The 16,634-nt window shown below is 56.8% G+C and carries 16 protein-coding genes and 1 pseudogene; 9 read left to right on the top strand and 8 right to left on the bottom strand.

Going from position 1 to position 16,634, the window contains the following annotated elements; translation table 11 throughout:
* Positions 1–30 precede the first annotated feature (30 nt).
* From idnO to BV390_RS14650, 3 genes are read left to right on the top strand one after another with little or no spacing between them, the layout of a single operon-like run.
* The gene (idnO, locus tag BV390_RS14660; protein ID WP_032689519.1) at positions 31–795 is read left to right on the top strand and encodes a gluconate 5-dehydrogenase; all 765 of its coding nucleotides are present in this window, start codon (positions 31–33) and stop codon (positions 793–795) included.
* Between the two features lie 14 nt (positions 796–809).
* Entirely contained in the window at positions 810–1,340 is a 531-nt protein-coding gene (locus BV390_RS14655; protein WP_032698183.1) for a gluconokinase, read from the top strand.
* Complete coding sequence (locus tag BV390_RS14650; RefSeq protein WP_032689521.1) at positions 1,337–1,804, top strand: NanQ anomerase/TabA/YiaL family protein; 468 nt, start codon at positions 1,337–1,339, stop codon at positions 1,802–1,804. Before BV390_RS14655 ends, BV390_RS14650 begins: the two co-directional genes overlap by 4 nt.
* 53 nt (positions 1,805–1,857) lie before the next feature.
* Here the strand turns inward: BV390_RS14650 and BV390_RS14645 are convergent, their stop codons facing one another.
* The 5 genes from BV390_RS14645 to BV390_RS14625 all read right to left on the bottom strand — a co-directional run bounded on the left by BV390_RS14645 (position 1,858) and on the right by BV390_RS14625 (position 9,106).
* Positions 1,858–2,091: a YgdI/YgdR family lipoprotein gene (locus BV390_RS14645; protein ID WP_032689522.1), complete on the bottom strand. Its 234-nt coding sequence runs from the start codon at positions 2,089–2,091 to the stop codon at positions 1,858–1,860.
* Between the two features lie 169 nt (positions 2,092–2,260).
* Complete coding sequence (gene carB / locus BV390_RS14640) at positions 2,261–5,485, bottom strand: carbamoyl-phosphate synthase large subunit (RefSeq protein ID WP_032689523.1); 3,225 nt, start codon at positions 5,483–5,485, stop codon at positions 2,261–2,263.
* Positions 5,486–5,501: 16 nt separating this feature from the next.
* Positions 5,502–6,650, bottom strand: a complete 1,149-nt coding sequence (carA, locus tag BV390_RS14635) for a glutamine-hydrolyzing carbamoyl-phosphate synthase small subunit (RefSeq protein ID WP_032689524.1) — start codon at positions 6,648–6,650, stop codon at positions 5,502–5,504.
* Between the two features lie 458 nt (positions 6,651–7,108).
* The gene (dapB, locus tag BV390_RS14630; RefSeq protein ID WP_032689525.1) at positions 7,109–7,930 is read right to left on the bottom strand and encodes a 4-hydroxy-tetrahydrodipicolinate reductase; all 822 of its coding nucleotides are present in this window, start codon (positions 7,928–7,930) and stop codon (positions 7,109–7,111) included.
* Between the two features lie 144 nt (positions 7,931–8,074).
* A complete protein-coding gene (locus BV390_RS14625; RefSeq protein ID WP_032689526.1) occupies positions 8,075–9,106 on the bottom strand; it encodes a LacI family DNA-binding transcriptional regulator in 1,032 nt (343 codons plus the stop codon).
* Between the two features lie 189 nt (positions 9,107–9,295).
* Between BV390_RS14625 and BV390_RS14620 the strand changes: the two genes are divergently transcribed.
* The 5 genes from BV390_RS14620 to BV390_RS14600 are packed head-to-tail and all read left to right on the top strand — an operon-like array spanning position 9,296 to position 13,606.
* Positions 9,296–11,041 carry a class I mannose-6-phosphate isomerase gene (locus BV390_RS14620; RefSeq protein ID WP_064384840.1) on the top strand — a complete coding sequence of 582 codons (1,746 nt, stop codon included), beginning with the start codon at positions 9,296–9,298 and terminating at the stop codon, positions 11,039–11,041.
* A gap of 4 nt (positions 11,042–11,045) precedes the next feature.
* Entirely contained in the window at positions 11,046–11,474 is a 429-nt protein-coding gene (locus BV390_RS14615) for a PTS sugar transporter subunit IIA (protein WP_032689529.1), read from the top strand.
* 11 nt (positions 11,475–11,485) lie between these two features.
* A complete protein-coding gene (locus tag BV390_RS14610) occupies positions 11,486–11,980 on the top strand; it encodes a PTS sugar transporter subunit IIB (RefSeq protein ID WP_064384837.1) in 495 nt (164 codons plus the stop codon).
* A gap of 10 nt (positions 11,981–11,990) precedes the next feature.
* Positions 11,991–12,788 (top strand): PTS mannose/fructose/sorbose/N-acetylgalactosamine transporter subunit IIC, encoded by a 798-nt coding sequence (locus BV390_RS14605; RefSeq protein WP_004857742.1) that lies wholly within the window; start codon positions 11,991–11,993, stop codon positions 12,786–12,788.
* Positions 12,788–13,606: a PTS system mannose/fructose/sorbose family transporter subunit IID gene (locus BV390_RS14600; RefSeq protein ID WP_032697237.1), complete on the top strand. Its 819-nt coding sequence runs from the start codon at positions 12,788–12,790 to the stop codon at positions 13,604–13,606. Before BV390_RS14605 ends, BV390_RS14600 begins: the two co-directional genes overlap by 1 nt.
* A gap of 115 nt (positions 13,607–13,721) precedes the next feature.
* On the opposite strand, the gene BV390_RS14595 is transcribed toward BV390_RS14600, so the two are convergent.
* From BV390_RS14595 to BV390_RS14585, 3 genes are all read right to left on the bottom strand, one after another.
* Entirely contained in the window at positions 13,722–14,504 is a 783-nt protein-coding gene (locus BV390_RS14595; protein WP_032689534.1) for a glucose-6-phosphate isomerase family protein, read from the bottom strand.
* Positions 14,491–15,060: a glucose-6-phosphate isomerase family protein gene (locus BV390_RS14590; protein ID WP_032689535.1), complete on the bottom strand. Its 570-nt coding sequence runs from the start codon at positions 15,058–15,060 to the stop codon at positions 14,491–14,493. Before BV390_RS14590 ends, BV390_RS14595 begins: the two co-directional genes overlap by 14 nt.
* A 117-nt stretch (positions 15,061–15,177) precedes the next feature.
* Positions 15,178–15,807, bottom strand: coding sequence for an alanyl-tRNA editing protein (locus BV390_RS14585; RefSeq protein WP_085397062.1), 630 nt, complete (start codon positions 15,805–15,807; stop codon positions 15,178–15,180).
* A gap of 94 nt (positions 15,808–15,901) precedes the next feature.
* Between BV390_RS14585 and BV390_RS14580 the strand changes: the two are divergent.
* A pseudogene (locus tag BV390_RS14580) lies at positions 15,902–16,549 on the top strand (LysR family transcriptional regulator); the annotation flags it as partial.
* Between the last annotated feature and the right edge of the window lie 85 nt (positions 16,550–16,634).

Genomic DNA, 16,634 nt, shown 5'->3' with positions numbered 1-16,634 from the left:
TTATATTCAGCCGTTAATCAGGATATCAAGATGAAAGATCTTTTCAGCTTACAAGGCAAACGTATTTTAATTACTGGCGCAGGACAAGGCATTGGTTTTGTCATGGCGCAAGGCCTTGCACAATATGGCGCAGAAATTATTATCAACGATATTTCAGCGTCCCGGGCAGATGATGCGGTGATGAAATTACGTGATGAAGGTGCGATTGCCCATTCGGCCGTATTTAATGTGACCGATGCCGATGCGGTCGAAAATGCGATTGCTAAAATCGAAGAAGAAACCGGCGCTATTGATGTGTTATTCAATAATGCGGGTATTCAGCGACGCCATCCGTTTACCGAATTTCCGGTCCAGGAGTGGAATGATGTTATTTCCGTTAACCAGACCGCGGTATTTCTGGTTTCGCAGGCCGTGGCTAAACGCATGGTCAGCCGTCAGCGCGGAAAAATCGTCAATATCTGTTCCATGCAGAGCGAGCTGGGACGCGACACCATTACGCCTTATGCCGCCGCCAAAGGGGCGGTCAAAATGCTGACCCGCGGCATGTGCGTCGAGCTGGCGCGCTATAACATTCAGGTCAACGGCATCGCACCGGGCTACTTTAAAACCGCCATGACCCAGGCACTGGTGGACGATCGCGCCTTTACCGACTGGTTGTGCAAACGCACGCCTGCCAACCGCTGGGGCGATCCGCAAGAGCTGGTCGGTGCGGCGGTGTTCCTCTCCTCCAGAGCATCCGATTTCGTCAATGGTCATCTGTTGTTTGTCGACGGCGGCATGCTGGTTGCCGTCTGATTAAGGAGCGCATTATGGCAGGGCAATGCATTATTTTGATGGGCGTTTCAGGCACCGGCAAAACCACCGTCGGGCAGGCGCTGGCCCAGGCGCTTGGCGCGAAGTTCATCGATGGCGACGATCTGCATCCACGGCAGAATATTGTCAAAATGGCCGCCAGCCAGCCGCTCGATGATGACGATCGCCGGCCCTGGCTGGAGCGGATTGCCGACGTGATTTTCAGCCTGGAGCAAAAGAATGAATCCGGCGTGCTGGTCTGCTCGGCGCTGAAAAAACGCTATCGCGACCGTCTGCGTGAAGGCAGCGACAACCTGCGTTTTCTGTGGCTGACCGGCGACTATGAGTGCATTCTGCAGCGGATGCAGCAGCGTAAAGGCCACTTTATGCCGGAAGCGCTGCTGCGCAGCCAGTTTGCCGCCCTGGAAACGCCGGACGCCAGCGAGCGCGATATCATCGCCGTTGATATCGCCCCCGACGTGGCGACTATCGTCGCGCAATCCATCACCTTACTTGACCCTCACCCACTACAGGGAGTCCCGGCATGATTATCGATACCTTAAGCGCCGCCGCCAAAAATGCGTTCTATCCAGCGGTGATTAAAAAAGCGCTACAGGCCGTTGCGCAGCAGGATCCCCACACCCTGCCTCCGGGCAAATATACGGTCGATGGCGATAACCTGTTCTTTACCGTCGTCGAGGGCCAGACGCGCCCGCTGTCGGAGCAGCGCCCGGAATTTCATCGTCAGTATATTGATATTCATATTGTCCTGGCGGGCGTTGAGATAATCGGTGCCGGTAACAAAGGTCTGCCGATCGCGCCGGACGGGCCGTTCAAGGAGGCCCACGATATTGGCTTTTGTGAGGCAATCAGCAGCGAAACACTGATTCATCTGTACCCGGAAGAGCTGGCCATTTTGTTTCCGGGCGAACTGCACCGTCCGATGGGCGCGATGGATGCCGGCGCGCCGCTGCGCAAAATTATCGTTAAGATAGATAACGCTCTGCTGTAGCTGTCCCGCCGTACTCAGCCCCACGAGATCCTTCGCGGGGCCCCGGATAACCCTTAGTTATCCAGTTCGTCCATCGACTTCACCTGATCGCGATTGATCTGTTCAGTCCGGCCGGTTTCCGCATTTTTGTATGACACCATACCGGTGTCATCATCCACCTGCGGCTTACCATCAGTGACGATCGTTTTACCGTCGGTCGTTTTCAGCGACTGGTTCGATGAACAGCCCGCCACAAACACCATTGCCGTCGCCGCCAGCGCGGATGCCATCAGAATTTTGTTCCGCATTGTATCCTCCTGTCTTTCCGTCAATTGATATCGTTATGATGCTAACTATAGTTAGCCTCACCAGACGGGCAGTGAAAAGCAGAACTCTCCGAAGATGGCGCGGATAAAAAAAGGCCGACGATTTCTCGTCAGCCCTTGTTGTTCCGCGACCCGGTATTAACGAGGCGGCTTACTTTTTAATTTGCGCGTGCATTTCCTGAACCGAGGTCACTTTCTCGATGGCGTTAGCGTTGAGCGCCATCGCCGTCGCGAAACCGCCGTTCAGGGTGGTGTCGTAATGCACTTTGTACTGCAGGGCGCTGCGGCGAATCAGCTTGGAGTCTTCAATCGCCTGACGACCTTCGGTGGTGTTGATGATGTAGGTGTATTCGCCATTCTTGATACGGTCCTGAATGTGCGGACGACCTTCATGCACCTTGTTCACCAGACGTGGGTTGATCCCCGCCTCACCCAGCACAATCGCGGTACCGTGAGTCGCATCCAGTTCGAAGCCGAACTTCAGCAGTTTCGCCGCCAGGTCAACAACACGCTCTTTGTCGCCTTCGCGAACGGAGAGCAGCGCGCGCCCCTGTTTTTTCATCGTGGAGCTGCTGCCGAGCTGCGCTTTAGCGAACGCTTCGGCAAAAGTACGGCCCACGCCCATCACTTCCCCGGTAGAGCGCATTTCTGGCCCTAACAGCGGGTCAACGCCCGGGAATTTGTTGAACGGCAGCACCACTTCTTTCACCGAGTAGTACGGCGGGATAATTTCTTTGGTTACGCCCTGCTGTGCCAGAGTCTGGCCAGCCATCACGCGCGCCGCGACTTTGGCCAGCGGGACGCCGGTGGCTTTCGAGACGAACGGGACGGTACGCGCCGCACGCGGGTTCACTTCAATCAGGTACACTTCATTGTTTTTCACCGCGAACTGGACGTTCATCAGGCCACGGACCTGCAGTTCAAAGGCCAGCTTCTGTACCTGCTCACGCATCACATCCTGAATTTCCTTGCTCAGGGTGTAGGCCGGCAGAGAACATGCGGAGTCGCCGGAGTGCACGCCCGCCTGCTCGATGTGCTCCATGATGCCACCAATCAGCACCATTTCGCCGTCGCAGATAGCATCAACGTCGACCTCGACCGCATCGTCAAGGAAGCGATCCAGCAGAACCGGTGCGTCGTTCGAGACGCTGACCGCGGTCTGGAAGTAGCGCTTCAGGTCGGCTTCGTCGTAGACGATTTCCATCGCCCGCCCGCCCAGGACGTAGGACGGGCGCACCACCAGCGGGTAGCCAATCTCTTTCGCCTTCTCAACGGCCATCTCAATGGTCGTTACGGTCGCGTTCGCCGGCTGTTTCAGCTTCAGACGGTCAACCGCCTGCTGGAAACGTTCACGGTCTTCGGCACGGTCAATCGCATCCGGGCTGGTACCGATAACCGGTACGCCAGCCGCTTCCAGCGCACGCGCCAGTTTCAGCGGCGTCTGGCCGCCGTACTGGACGATAACGCCCTTCGGCTTCTCGATGCGGACGATTTCCAGCACGTCTTCCAGCGTCACCGGCTCAAAGTACAGACGGTCGGAGGTGTCGTAGTCGGTAGAGACGGTTTCCGGGTTACAGTTAACCATAATGGTCTCGTAACCGTCTTCGCGCAGCGCCAGCGAAGCATGTACGCAGCAGTAGTCAAATTCGATACCCTGGCCGATACGGTTCGGGCCGCCGCCGAGGACCATGATTTTATCGCGGTCAACGGACGGGTTCGCTTCACACTCGTCTTCATAGGTGGAGTACATATAGGCGGTATCGGTGGCGAATTCCGCCGCGCAGGTATCCACACGCTTGTAGACCGGGTGCAGGTTGTACTGGTCGCGCAGCTTGCGGATTTCGCCTTCACGAACGCCCGCCAGTTTGGCCAGACGCGCGTCGGCAAAGCCTTTGCGCTTCAGCTGGCGCAGGAAGTCAGGCGTCAGACCGGTGATGCCGAGGTCAGCCACTTTCTCTTCCAGACGGACCAGCTCTTCAATTTGTACCAGGAACCAGCGGTCGATGTTGGTCAGGTTGAAGACGCCGTCCACGGACAGCCCCGCGCGGAACGCATCGGCGATGTACCAGATACGCTCGGCGCCGGCATCTTTCAGCTCACGGCGAATTTTGGTCAGCGCTTCCGGGTCGTCGAGACTGACTTTCGGGTCGAAACCGGTAGCCCCCACTTCCAGGCCGCGCAGCGCTTTCTGCAGGGATTCCTGCTGGGTGCGGCCAATCGCCATCACTTCGCCCACGGATTTCATCTGAGTAGTCAGACGGTCGTTAGCGCCAACGAATTTTTCGAAGTTGAAGCGGGGAATCTTGGTCACGACATAGTCGATGGACGGTTCGAACGAGGCCGGCGTACGGCCACCGGTGATGTCGTTCATCAGCTCATCGAGGGTGTAGCCGACCGCCAGCTTGGCCGCCACTTTGGCAATCGGGAAACCGGTCGCTTTCGATGCCAGCGCGGAGGAGCGTGATACGCGCGGGTTCATTTCGATAACAATCAGACGGCCGTCTTTCGGGTTAACGGAGAACTGAACGTTAGAGCCCCCGGTTTCCACGCCAATTTCACGCAGCACCGCCATCGATGCATTACGCATCACCTGGTATTCTTTATCGGTCAGGGTTTGCGCCGGCGCGACGGTAATGGAATCGCCGGTGTGGATCCCCATGGCGTCGAAGTTTTCGATCGAGCAGACGATGATGCAGTTATCGTTCTTATCACGCACCACTTCCATTTCGTACTCTTTCCAGCCGATCAGCGATTCATCAATCAGCAGTTCGTTGGTCGGAGAGAGGTCCAGCCCGCGGGCACAAATTTCTTCGAACTCTTCACGGTTGTAAGCGATACCGCCGCCGGTGCCGCCCATGGTGAAAGACGGACGGATGATGCATGGGTAGCCCACGTCTGCGGCCACCGCCAGCGCTTCTTCCATGGTGTGCGCAATGCCGGAACGCGCGGTATCCAGACCGATTTTCTTCATTGCCACATCGAAGCGACGGCGGTCTTCCGCTTTATCAATCGCGTCAGCGGTAGCGCCGATCATGGTGACGCCGAATTCGGCCAGCACGCCCTGACGTTCCAGCTCCAGCGCGCAGTTCAGCGCCGTCTGACCGCCCATGGTCGGCAGTACCGCATCCGGACGCTCTTTTTCGATAATTTTGCGCACGACTTCCCAGTGAATCGGCTCAATATAGGTCGCATCGGCCATTTCCGGGTCGGTCATGATGGTGGCCGGGTTGGAGTTCACCAGAATGACACGGTAACCTTCTTCGCGTAGGGCCTTACAGGCCTGAGCGCCAGAGTAGTCAAATTCGCAAGCCTGGCCGATAACGATCGGGCCAGCGCCAAGAATCAGGATGCTTTTTATGTCTGTACGTTTTGGCATGGCTCTTTTCTCCTGATTATTTCGCGGACTGGCGGTACTGCTCAATTAATGCAATAAAATGGTCGAACAACGGCGCGGCATCGTGCGGGCCTGGGCTCGCTTCCGGGTGGCCCTGGAAGCTAAACGCCGGTTTGTCCGTGCGGTGGATGCCCTGCAGCGTCCCGTCGAACAGCGACTTGTGGGTCACGCGCAGGTTAGCCGGCATGGAGGCTTCGTCGACCGCAAAACCGTGGTTCTGGGCGGTAATCATCACCACATTATTATCGATATCTTTAACCGGGTGGTTGCCGCCGTGGTGGCCGAACTTCATCTTAACGGTCTTCGCACCGCTCGCCAGCGCCAGCAGCTGATGGCCGAGGCAGATGCCGAATACCGGAATATCGGTCTCGAGGAATTTCTCAATCGCGGTAATGGCGTAATCGCACGGCGCCGGGTCGCCAGGGCCGTTGGACAGGAAGATACCGTCCGGATTCATCTTCAGCACCTCTTCGGCGGAGGTTTTCGCCGGCACCACCGTCAGGCGGCAGCCGCGGTCAACCAGCATGCGCAGAATGTTGCGTTTAGCGCCAAAATCGTAGGCCACAACGTGGAACGGCAGCTCGCTTTCCGCCTTCGCTTCCGGCAGGTCGCCCGCCAGCGTCCAGCTGCCTTGCGTCCAGCTGTAGGTTTCTGAAGTGGTGACTTCTTTCGCCAGGTCCATGCCGTTCAGGCCTGGGAACGCTTTGGCTTTTTCCAGCGCCAGCTGCGCATCCAGGTTATCACCCACGATGATGCAGCCGTTCTGTGCGCCTTTTTCACGCAGCAAACGCGTCAGCTTACGGGTATCGATATCGGCAATCGCCACGATGTTATGGCGCTTGAGGTAAGAAGAGAGGTCTTCGGTATTGCGGAAGTTGCTGGCAATCAGCGGCAGGTCGCGAATGACCAGACCCTGCGCATGTACCTGAGAAGATTCTTCATCGCTGTCGTTGGTGCCGACATTACCAATATGGGGATAAGTAAGAGTGACAATTTGGCGGGAATAGGAAGGATCAGTGAGGATTTCTTGATAACCGGTCATTGAAGTATTGAAAACGACTTCCCCAACCGCCGTGCCCGTTGCCCCGATGGCCCGACCGTGAAACTGGGTTCCGTCTTCCAGAACCAATAGCGCTGACTTAATCAAAACACCCTCCAGAGAATATTCACTCACTTTATTTGCATATTAATGCATGTGCATGACATGAATCAATGCAAATTTGCTTACCTATGGATTTCTGGCAAACGGCGGCATTCTGGAGAGATGTCGGGTAAAAGTCAACTTAAAGCCGATATTTTTTATCTCTTTTTACGTCACTGACCTCTCAGCACTGCGTTAGCAGGCAAAAAGATCAACAAACTATGCAGAGAAAACGCTTGCGGACCAGGAAGATTGCAAAACAGCGCGCGCAGGAACAAAAAAGTAGACCAGATGGTCAAAATTTACAATAACACAACAAAAAATGGAGGGATAGTTTAATATTATAGCTATTTCATCAATTTTAATTGATGAAATGATGAAAAATAAAAAGGGCAATAAAATATTGCCCTTTGCAATCAATTACATATTGAATGCAATAACCACATCACGATGGGTAATAAAACTTATAAAGCATTGAGCTCAAGCACATCACGCATGTCGAAAAGGCCTGATTTCTTATCTTTTAACCACAATGCAGAACGAACGGCACCATTAGCAAAAGTCATCCGGCTGGATGCCTTGTGGCTGATTTCAATACGCTCACCAATATCGGCAAACATGGCGGTATGCTCGCCGACGATATCTCCGGCGCGCACGGTGGCAAAGCCAATGGTCCCCGGGACGCGTTCGCCGGTATGGCCTTCACGGCTGTAGACCGCGCAATCCTTCAGATCTTTGTTCAGTGCGCCGGCAATCGCCTCGCCCATCGCCAGCGCGGTGCCTGACGGTGCGTCCACTTTGTGACGGTGGTGCGCTTCAATAATTTCGATATCGGTGTAGTCGCCCATCACCTTCGCCGCTTTTTCCAGCAGCTTTAACAGGACGTTGACGCCAACGCTGAAGTTGGCCGCGAAAACGATCGCAATCTCCTGCGCCGCATCGCGAATGGCCTGTTTCCCGGCCTCATCAAAACCGGTGGTACCAATCACCATCCCTTTGCCGTGTTCGCGACAGAAAGCAAGGTGGTTTAACGTCCCTTCCGGGCGGGTGAAATCGATCAGCACATCAAAATCATCTTTGACCGCCGCAAGACTGCTTTGCACCGTGACACCGGCTTTACCGGCACCGGCCAGCTCACCGGCATCGCTGCCAAGGAGGGAAGAACCTTCACGCTCCAGCGCCGCGCCCAGCGCCACGCCGTCCATCTGCTGTACGGCCTGAATTAACTGGCGTCCCATCCGGCCGCCCGCGCCTGCGATGGCCACGCGGATTTGTGCATCATGCATAGCTATTCTCTTTTGTTAACTTAACGTAAATTGTTTCCAGATTAACCAGCCCGTCGATGAGCCGCTACTGTAAAACACCGATAATTAGAAATTTATGACAAACGGCGTTCGATATCAGTAAAAACTATACGCCGGCGTCGTTTCTCACTCGCCCGGAGCGTTAACCCTGTGCCGAAAACCACAGGATTCGCGGACCACCAGCGCCGGCGGCAAAATAATGCGTTTCGGCGGTTCATCATTGCCCTGAATGCGGCTATACAGCAGTTCGCCGGCTTTGCGGCCAATCTCCTTCGCCGCCACCGAAACGGTCGTCAACGCCGGCTGAACCAGCGCGGCTTCGGTAATATCGTCAAATCCCACCAGCGCAAAATCACGGCCCGGCTCACGCCCGGTTTTACGCAGCGCCTGCATCACGCCCAGCGCGACAATGTCCTGGTAACAAACTGCGGCCGTGATTTGCGGATAGCGGGTCAGCAGCGCTTCGGCCACTTTCGCGCCGTCGATCTGGCTGGCCTGGGCCGTGACGATCCACTCCGGCCGCGGCGAGAGCCCGCTCTCGAGGAGCGTACTGGTGAATCCGCCAATACGCTGTGCCCGAGTACCAGAACTCAGGCTGCCGCCGATAAAGGCAATCTGTCGGTGGCCCATTTTCAGCAAGTGCGCCGTGGCCATCTGCGTGCCGAGAAAGTTATCGGTACCGACAAAATCAAAATCCGGATCGCTGAGCGGGCGCACCACCATAATGGCGGGAATATTGCGTCTTTTCAGCGCATCAAAAAATGAGGCCGGCGTTTCCCGCGCCGCGCACAGCACCATGCCGCAGGCGCTATTGCGCATCAGCGAGTCGACAAACTTTTGCTGCCGCTCGCCTGACTCTTCGCTGTTTGCCAGGAATAACAGCAAATCATGCCGCTCCATTTCATGGCTTAAGCCTGCCGTCATCTCACCGTAAAACGGGTTGGTGATGTCATGCAGCAGCAGTCCAACCTGGTTGCTGCTGCGATTACGCAGATTGGCGGCGGTCTGATTGTAGACATAGCCAGTTTCATCCAGCGCCTTCAGCACTCGTTCGCGCGTAGCTTGCGAAATCCGCCCGCGGTTACGCAATACCATCGAAACGGTGGCCGTAGATACTCCTGCCCGTTCAGCCACCTGTGCCAGCGTCACTGTTGTCATGATCTCTCCCGTTCGTTTACCGAAGGTTAATCGAATAACCTAAAAATTGCATTTTTCCTTGTGACAGGACTCACAATAACGCCCATTTTGTCGCTTTACTTGCGCATTATGGCGGGTTAATCGCGTTAACCACACTATCAAAATAAGGTTAATCGATTAATCTTTATTTAGCCAATACGGAGACAGATAATGCAAACGACCTATGATAAATTCCCTGAAGTGACGGTTCAGGGTTATGACGACCAGGCCTGGCAGGGCTGGGAATCCCTCTCTGCGACGCTTCTCCTCAGGGCTTCAGCCGCCTCCAGAACCGTGCTGGTTGTGGACTGCTATCCCGGCGTCCGGCTTGACGAACTGGAGCAGCGACTGCTGCCGTCGCTGAACGCTACGCGGGTGCTGAACGTCGAATCCGCCCGCCGCGATGAACAGGCGCTCCACGATTTGCTGGCGCGTAACCTGACCGATGACCGTGTTTTTGGGGTTCTCTCCTGTCATCATCTGGAAGAGTTTTTTAACGCCGACAAGTTACATCAGTTGCGCCAGCAGGTCGATGCCGTGACCGAAGGCCTCATCGTTATTTATGGTCCCGGCGCCGCGCTCGTTCATCCGGGCGATGTGCTGGTCTATGCCGATATGCCGCGCTGGGAAATTCAGCAGCGCATGCGCCATGACGGCCTCGGGAACTGGGGGGCGGACAACCAGGACGAGGACATCCTCCGTCGCTATAAGCGCGCCTTTTTTATCGAATGGCGCGTCTTCGATCGCCACAAAACACCGCTGCTCAAACGCGCCGACTATCTGCTCGATACCACGCAAAAAGAGTCACCGACGCTGGTCAGCGGCGAAGCGCTGCGCGCCGCCCTCCAGCAAACCACCACCCGTCCGTTCCGCGTCGCCCCGTTCTTCGATCCCGGCATCTGGGGCGGCCAGTGGATGAAACAGCAATTCGATCTCGATCCCGCCGCGCCCAATTACGCATGGTGTTTTGATTGCGTGCCCGAGGAAAACAGCCTGTTACTGCGCTTTGGTCAGGTGCGGATCGAGATCCCCTCACAAAACCTGGTCTTACTTCATCCTCGCGCGCTGCTTGGCGAGAAGGTTCACGCCCGGTTTGGCGCTGAATTTCCCATCCGCTTTGATTTTCTCGACACCATCGGCGGCCAGAACCTGAGCTTCCAGGTTCATCCCGTCACCGAGTACATCCAGCAGCAGTTTGGTATGCACTACACCCAGGATGAAAGTTATTACATTCTCGAAGCGGAACCGCAGGCGGTGGTCTATCTGGGAACCAAAACCGGAACCGAACCGCAGGCGATGCTGGACGATCTTAAGGCCGCGGCCCGCGGGGAAAAAACCTTCGACGATGCCCGCTTTGTTAACCAGATCCCGGCCCGTAAGCACGATCACTTCCTGATCCCTGCCGGCACGGTTCACTGCTCGGGCAGCGGCACGATGGTCCTCGAAATCAGCGCCACGCCGTACATTTTTACCTTCAAGCTGTGGGACTGGGGACGTTTAGGTTTAGATGGCCTGCCGCGCCCCGTCCATCTGGAGCACGGTGAGCAGGTTATCGACTGGCAGCGCGACACCCGCTGGGTTGCCGACAACCTGGTAAACCAGGTCGAACCCGTGGCCGAAGGCGAAGGCTGGCGTGAAGAACGGACCGGGATGCACGAGCGTGAATTTATCGAAACCCGCCGCCACTGGTTCACCGCGCCGGTGACTCATCATACTCAGGGCGGGGTGAACGTTCTCAACCTGGTCGAAGGTGATGAGGCCATCGTTGACAGCCCGAGCGGCGCCTTCGCGCCTTTCGTCGTCCACTATGCCGAGACCTTTATTATTCCCGCCGCAGTGGGCGAGTATCGTATTTCACCGTCGGGCAAAGGCACAGGACAGCCGCTCGCCACCATTAAAGCCTGGGTAAGAGGATAAGCGCATGATCAACGTAATAGTTGCCACCCACGGCCCGCTGGCGAACGCCCTGCTTGCAAGCGGCCGCATGGTTTACGGCGAATTACCACATGTTTTCGCCGTGACGCTCGACGAGCAGGCTGGCATTGAAGGCTTCAGACAGGATTTCGCCCGCACGCTGGCCAGCGCCGGACAAAACGCCGATGGCGTGCTGGTGCTGTGCGATATGCAAAGCGGTACGCCGTGGAACATCGCCTGCCAGCACGCGTTTTCCACTCAGACGATCCCCCCGGTCGCCGTCGTAGCGGGGGTCAATTTCCCGATGCTGCTGCAAAGCGACGAGGTTCACCATTTAACGGATGTGCACGATGCTGCCGCACAGCTGCTGGCGTTAACCGTACCGACACTGGTCATGGCCGCCCCGACGATATCCGTTCAGTCCGATGATTTTTAAAGGAAACCGCTATGAGTATCTCTTTTGTACGTATCGACGACCGCGTTATTCATGGGCAGCTCGTGACACGCTGGGCCAAAGAGCTGCCCTGCGATGGTATCGTCGCCATTGACGACGCCGTCGCGGCCGATCCGCTGCTCTCATCAGTGATGAAAGGCGCGGTCCAGGACACCAAAGTCTGGCTGTTCGATACCGCGACAGCTATCGAAAAATTGCCCAAAGTGATCGCCAGCGATAAGCGTTACTTCGTGATTGGCAAATCCCCCGTTACGCTCCAGCGCATCGAAGAAGCCGGTATCAGCCTGAAAAATGCCAACGGCAAAATTAACGTTGGTCCAATGAGCGCCCGCGCCGATACCCGAACCATTGGCCCGAATCAATCGGTCAACGCGGAGGAGATAGCCGCCTTTGACTGGCTGGTGCAGCACGGACATCTTGTTGAATTCCGCCTGGTCCCGGATGCCAGCTGTTACAGCTGGCAGGACGCCCGGCAGAAGCTGAAATAAGGAGCGGATGATGATTATCGAAGCGACACTGATAGGCTTTCTTTGCTATCTGGGCGCCCTCAGTAGCCCCTGGCTTTTAGGGCTGACCGGCGGCTGGTATCTGATCACCCGGCCGCTGGTTTCCGGCATGCTGGTCGGGCTTATTCTCGGCGATGTGAAAACCGGCATTATGATCGGCGTGGCGGTCCAGGCCGTCTATATCGCCATGGTGACACCGGGTGGGTCGATGCCGGCCGACCTTAACTTTGTCGCTTACCCGGCCATCGCCCTCGGGATCCTGTCAGGAAAAGGGCCGGAAGTGGCGGTAGCGCTGGCGGCCACCATCGGTATCGCCGGGACCATTCTGTTTAACGCCATGATGGTACTGAACTCTTTCTGGAACCATCGGGCCGATGTTGCGCTGGATCGTGGCGACGAACGCGGAATTTATCTCAACAGCGCCATCTGGCCCCAGGCCACGAACTTCGTTTTACGCTTCGTACCGACTTTTATCGCCGTCTATTTCGGTGCGCAGTACATCAGTAGTTTTATGGACAGTTTGCCCAAAATCATTCTGTCGACGATGAATGTGCTGGGCGGCATTCTGCCTGCGGTGGGGATCGCTATCCTGCTCAAACAGATCATCAAAAACTACACCATGCTGATCTATTTTCTCGTCGGTTTCGTCTGCATCGTCTTTTTAAAGCTCAATATGGTCGCGCTGGTGATCGTGGGCTCGCTGCTGGCGCTAATCCATTACAACTACAAACCGGAGCCGCAGCAGAGCACTGGCGCAAAACCGGTCGTCGATGATGAGGATGAATTCTGATGGAAGAACGTACCCTGACCCGCAAAGACCTGCGCCGCTGCTGGCGCGCGTGGATGATGCACAACCTGTCCTCAATGAGCTTTGAACGCCTGGAATCCTTCGGCTTTTGCCTGAGCATGCTGCCGGTGGCGAAAAAACTCTATCCCGATGCCGCCCAGCGCACCGAAATGCTGCGCCGTCACGCATCGTTCTATAACACCGAGCCGCAGATCGGCGCGATCGTCAACGGTATGGCGCTGGGGCTGGAGGAGAAAAAAGCCAACGGCGAACCGATCGATGGTGAAACGATCAACACCCTGAAAGTCGGCCTGATGGGGCCGATCGCCGGGATCGGTGATTCAATGATCCCCGGCATGCTTATCCCGATTTTGCTGAGTATCGGTATGGCGCTGGCGGCCGGCGGCAGCATTCTCGGGCCGCTGTTCTATACCGTCGCCTGGCTGGGCATCATTATTCCCGGCTCGTGGTTTCTGTTTCTCAAAGGCTACAAAATGGGTTCCGGATCGGTAGAGATGCTGGTCAGCAGCCAGTCTACTCGCCTGCGTGAAGCCTTGTCGCTACTGGGTGTTTTCGTCATGGGCGGCGTTGCGGCAAGCTACGTTAAACTCGCAACCGGGCTGGAATTCGTCACCAAAGACGGGGTCAATATTCACGTTCAGCAGATGCTGGATGGCATCTTCCCGCAGCTGCTGCCGCTGGTGGTGGTGCTGGGGACGTGGTATTTGATGGCCAAACGCGGGGTTTCACCGGTAAAAGCGATGGTGCTGCTGCTGGTACTGGCCGCACTCGGCGTGGTGAGCGGTCTGTTTGCCGGCTGATATCGGATGGTGTTGTGAAAACGCCCCGCTCGCGTCGCGCAGAGCGGGGCGAACGCAGCGGATCGCGTGAAGATCCGCCCAACGTCAAAAAAACCGGGGCTATGCCCCGGTTGTGCTATGGATGGAAATTCCGCCATAGTTCCGCCGTCTTATCCGGACGGGAGATAAACTGGAAGCGGGCAGGATCGTCAATAAACTGTTGATAAACTGGCGCGGAGGTAATGCCAAACTCCGTATACTGCCGGGGGGTAATAGCCTGCAACCGCCCGGGAATATAGTGCGAATTATGCAACCAGATAATCTGTTCATCCTGCAGCAGCGGATACCAGGCCAGCCCTTTTCGGGCGCGCACGGCATCATATTCAAAACCGTACTCGCGATCGCACCATGCGCCAAAAGTTAAGGGTTCATCCTGGCTCGCCGAAATGGTGGCATGCCCCCAGCCGGGCGGTACCAGTACCTTTTCTCCCGGCCCGGCGATGACCGCAAAGCAGCGTCCGGGGTCGTCCTCCACGTACTCTTGCATGTAGATGATGGCTTTCCCTTGCCAGATTTCATACAGCTCCGGCGGCGACCAGCCGCTGTGCTGGCTGATGCGATGGACATGTCCCTGACTGCGAATCGGTTCTTCCCCCAGTCGCCCGGCGGCATAGGTCACCACGCCAAACAGCAGCATCCGTTTTTTCAGCTCTTCACGATCCTGCATCCGCGCCACATCCATGGCGATGGCATACACCTCCTCCGGCCCTTCACAGTGGGGATCGCGCAGCGAAGCGCGAATCTGATCGAGACGACGGATTTCCGGCATCGGTCCGGTGACATCATTGCCGTAGCTAAAACCCAGCGGCCGCTGATGAATCGCCATATCCAGCCCGTAACAACCGTCAGATTTCGCCATTCTGCACCGCCTTGACCTGGAGAGTCCGATTCTCTTCAAAGACCCGCAGCGCAAAGCCGTTTGCCAGCGCAGCGTAATCGTGTCCCGCCACGCCGGGCCAGACCGCCAGCGCGGAAAGCGTATCGCCACCGGTATTAATCAACCGGTGCGCGGTAAACCCCGGAATAATATGTACTGACCCGGCAAAAACCTGCTCAAAGCGCGCTTGTCCTTGCTCATCTTGCAGCAGCAGTAAACCACTCCCGCGCAGACCAAAGTAGACTTCGCCTTGTTCACGACGGGCATGGAAATGCCCGCGGGTCATAAAATACTCGTTGCCCACCTTCCCGGGATAAAGATGGGTGACGCCGGTATACAGCGCCCCTTCCGCTGAAGAGGTATCAAGCATTTCCACATCATAAACGACCAGCTCGCCCACCATTCCCTGACGCGCGCGCTCATCGGCGAATACCCGCGCAAGATCCGCAATGCGCGTTGATTTACGTAACAACGGGCCATCGGCAAGTGCGCCGCTGGCCCAGACCACCTGCGGTGGCTGAATAAAGGAAGGATTCATATTTGTCTCCGGCCCGAGGAGAACAACAGGATCAGACTAGCAGATTAATCGATTAACCTCAGAGGGGCCGGGCGACTTTGTAACTGATATCACACAAAAGTTCGGCAGCGTCGCCGCTCACTCCAGCGTATAACTTACGATCAGCTGGCCTTTTTTGATTTTCACCTGGGTGATCGTCACCACACCCAGCTCAGACAGGCTGGTAACATGCGTTCCGCCGCAGGGATAGGCCGGTAATGGACCAAACCTGACCTGCCGCAGCCCATCCTCATAAGCCAGATGCCGCGGCAGATTTTCCGCTTGCCAGCCCGCGATCGTCGCCAGAAGCGCGCTGGCCTCCGGCACGATGGCGGGCGCGGTGGCGGTGAAAGTTATCCGCCCTTCTCCAGGCCAGTGGTGCGCTTTGATGGGATGCCAGCCGGCGCCTTCGCCCGCCAGGCCAATCAGATGTCCCGCAGAGTGCAGCCGCGAATGCAGACGCCGGGCAGCGTCATCCACCCGAATCGTCACCTCTCCAGGCGGCAGCGGTTGTGCGACAATGTGCATGACGCTGTCGCCTCGCGCCACCACGCCTTCAACGGCAATACCGTCAATCCAGCCGCGGTCGGCCGGTTGCCCGCCGCCCTGCGGGTGAAACAGGGTCTGGTCCAGCTCAATGGCATAGCGGCCGTCGGCTTCGGCCAGGCAGCTCAGTACCCGCGCGCGGCCTTCGGTCGCATCGCTGGTGTAATAAAGACGTTCAGTCATGGGGTTGTCCTCTTCTCTGTCAGGACAGTATATTGATATTACGCATGGCGATAATCCCGTCATCCATCAATGCACTTTTGCTTCACGGGCACAAATGAATCTCAATTTACTCCCCGACCTTGCCCTGTTCGTGCAAATTGTCGACCAGGGCAGTTTTTCTGCCGTCGCCCGCCTTTCCGGGGCAACGCCTTCGGCGGTCAGTCGCAGCGTCTCGCGACTGGAACACGAACTGGGCTGTAAGCTGCTGCACCGCAGCACGCGTAAATTACGCCTGAGCGATGCCGGAAAAACGGTGTATGCGCACGCGCAGGAGATGCTGGAATCGGCGCGCCTGGCGATGGACTCCGCCAGCAGTACGCAGGAGGTGGCGCAGGGAAAACTGACCCTCAGCGTGCCAAAAGCCGTCGGGCGTTTTGTGATTCACCCGTTGATGACGGAATTTCTCACCCGCTACCCCGGCGTGGACGTCTGTCTGCGGCTTGAGGACCGCTATCTGGATCTGATTGATGATGGTATTGATCTGGCGCTGCGTATTACCCACAGCCCCTCTCCCGGGCTACACGGCAAGCCGCTGATGCCGGTGACCCACGTGATCTGCGCCACAGCGGACTATTTGCTGCAGCACGGCACGCCGCAAACGCCGGCAGAGCTGCGCGCCCACAGCTGCATCAGCCTCGGCGAAACGCCGGCCGACTCACGCTGGAAATTCCGACGGGCGGGTAAAACGGAATCTATGGTCACTCCCGTTTTTGCAACACCGATTTTGACGACAAGTTGGCTTGCTTGAATCTATCCGGCGTCTGAATGGGATTTTATTCCCGCGCCTC

This window comes from Klebsiella sp. YJ (assembly GCF_002108615.1).
Classification (GTDB): domain Bacteria; phylum Pseudomonadota; class Gammaproteobacteria; order Enterobacterales; family Enterobacteriaceae; genus Klebsiella; species Klebsiella planticola.
The sequence above is the reverse complement of the archived record's forward strand: the minus strand, read 5'-3'. Positions and strand labels throughout refer to the sequence as shown.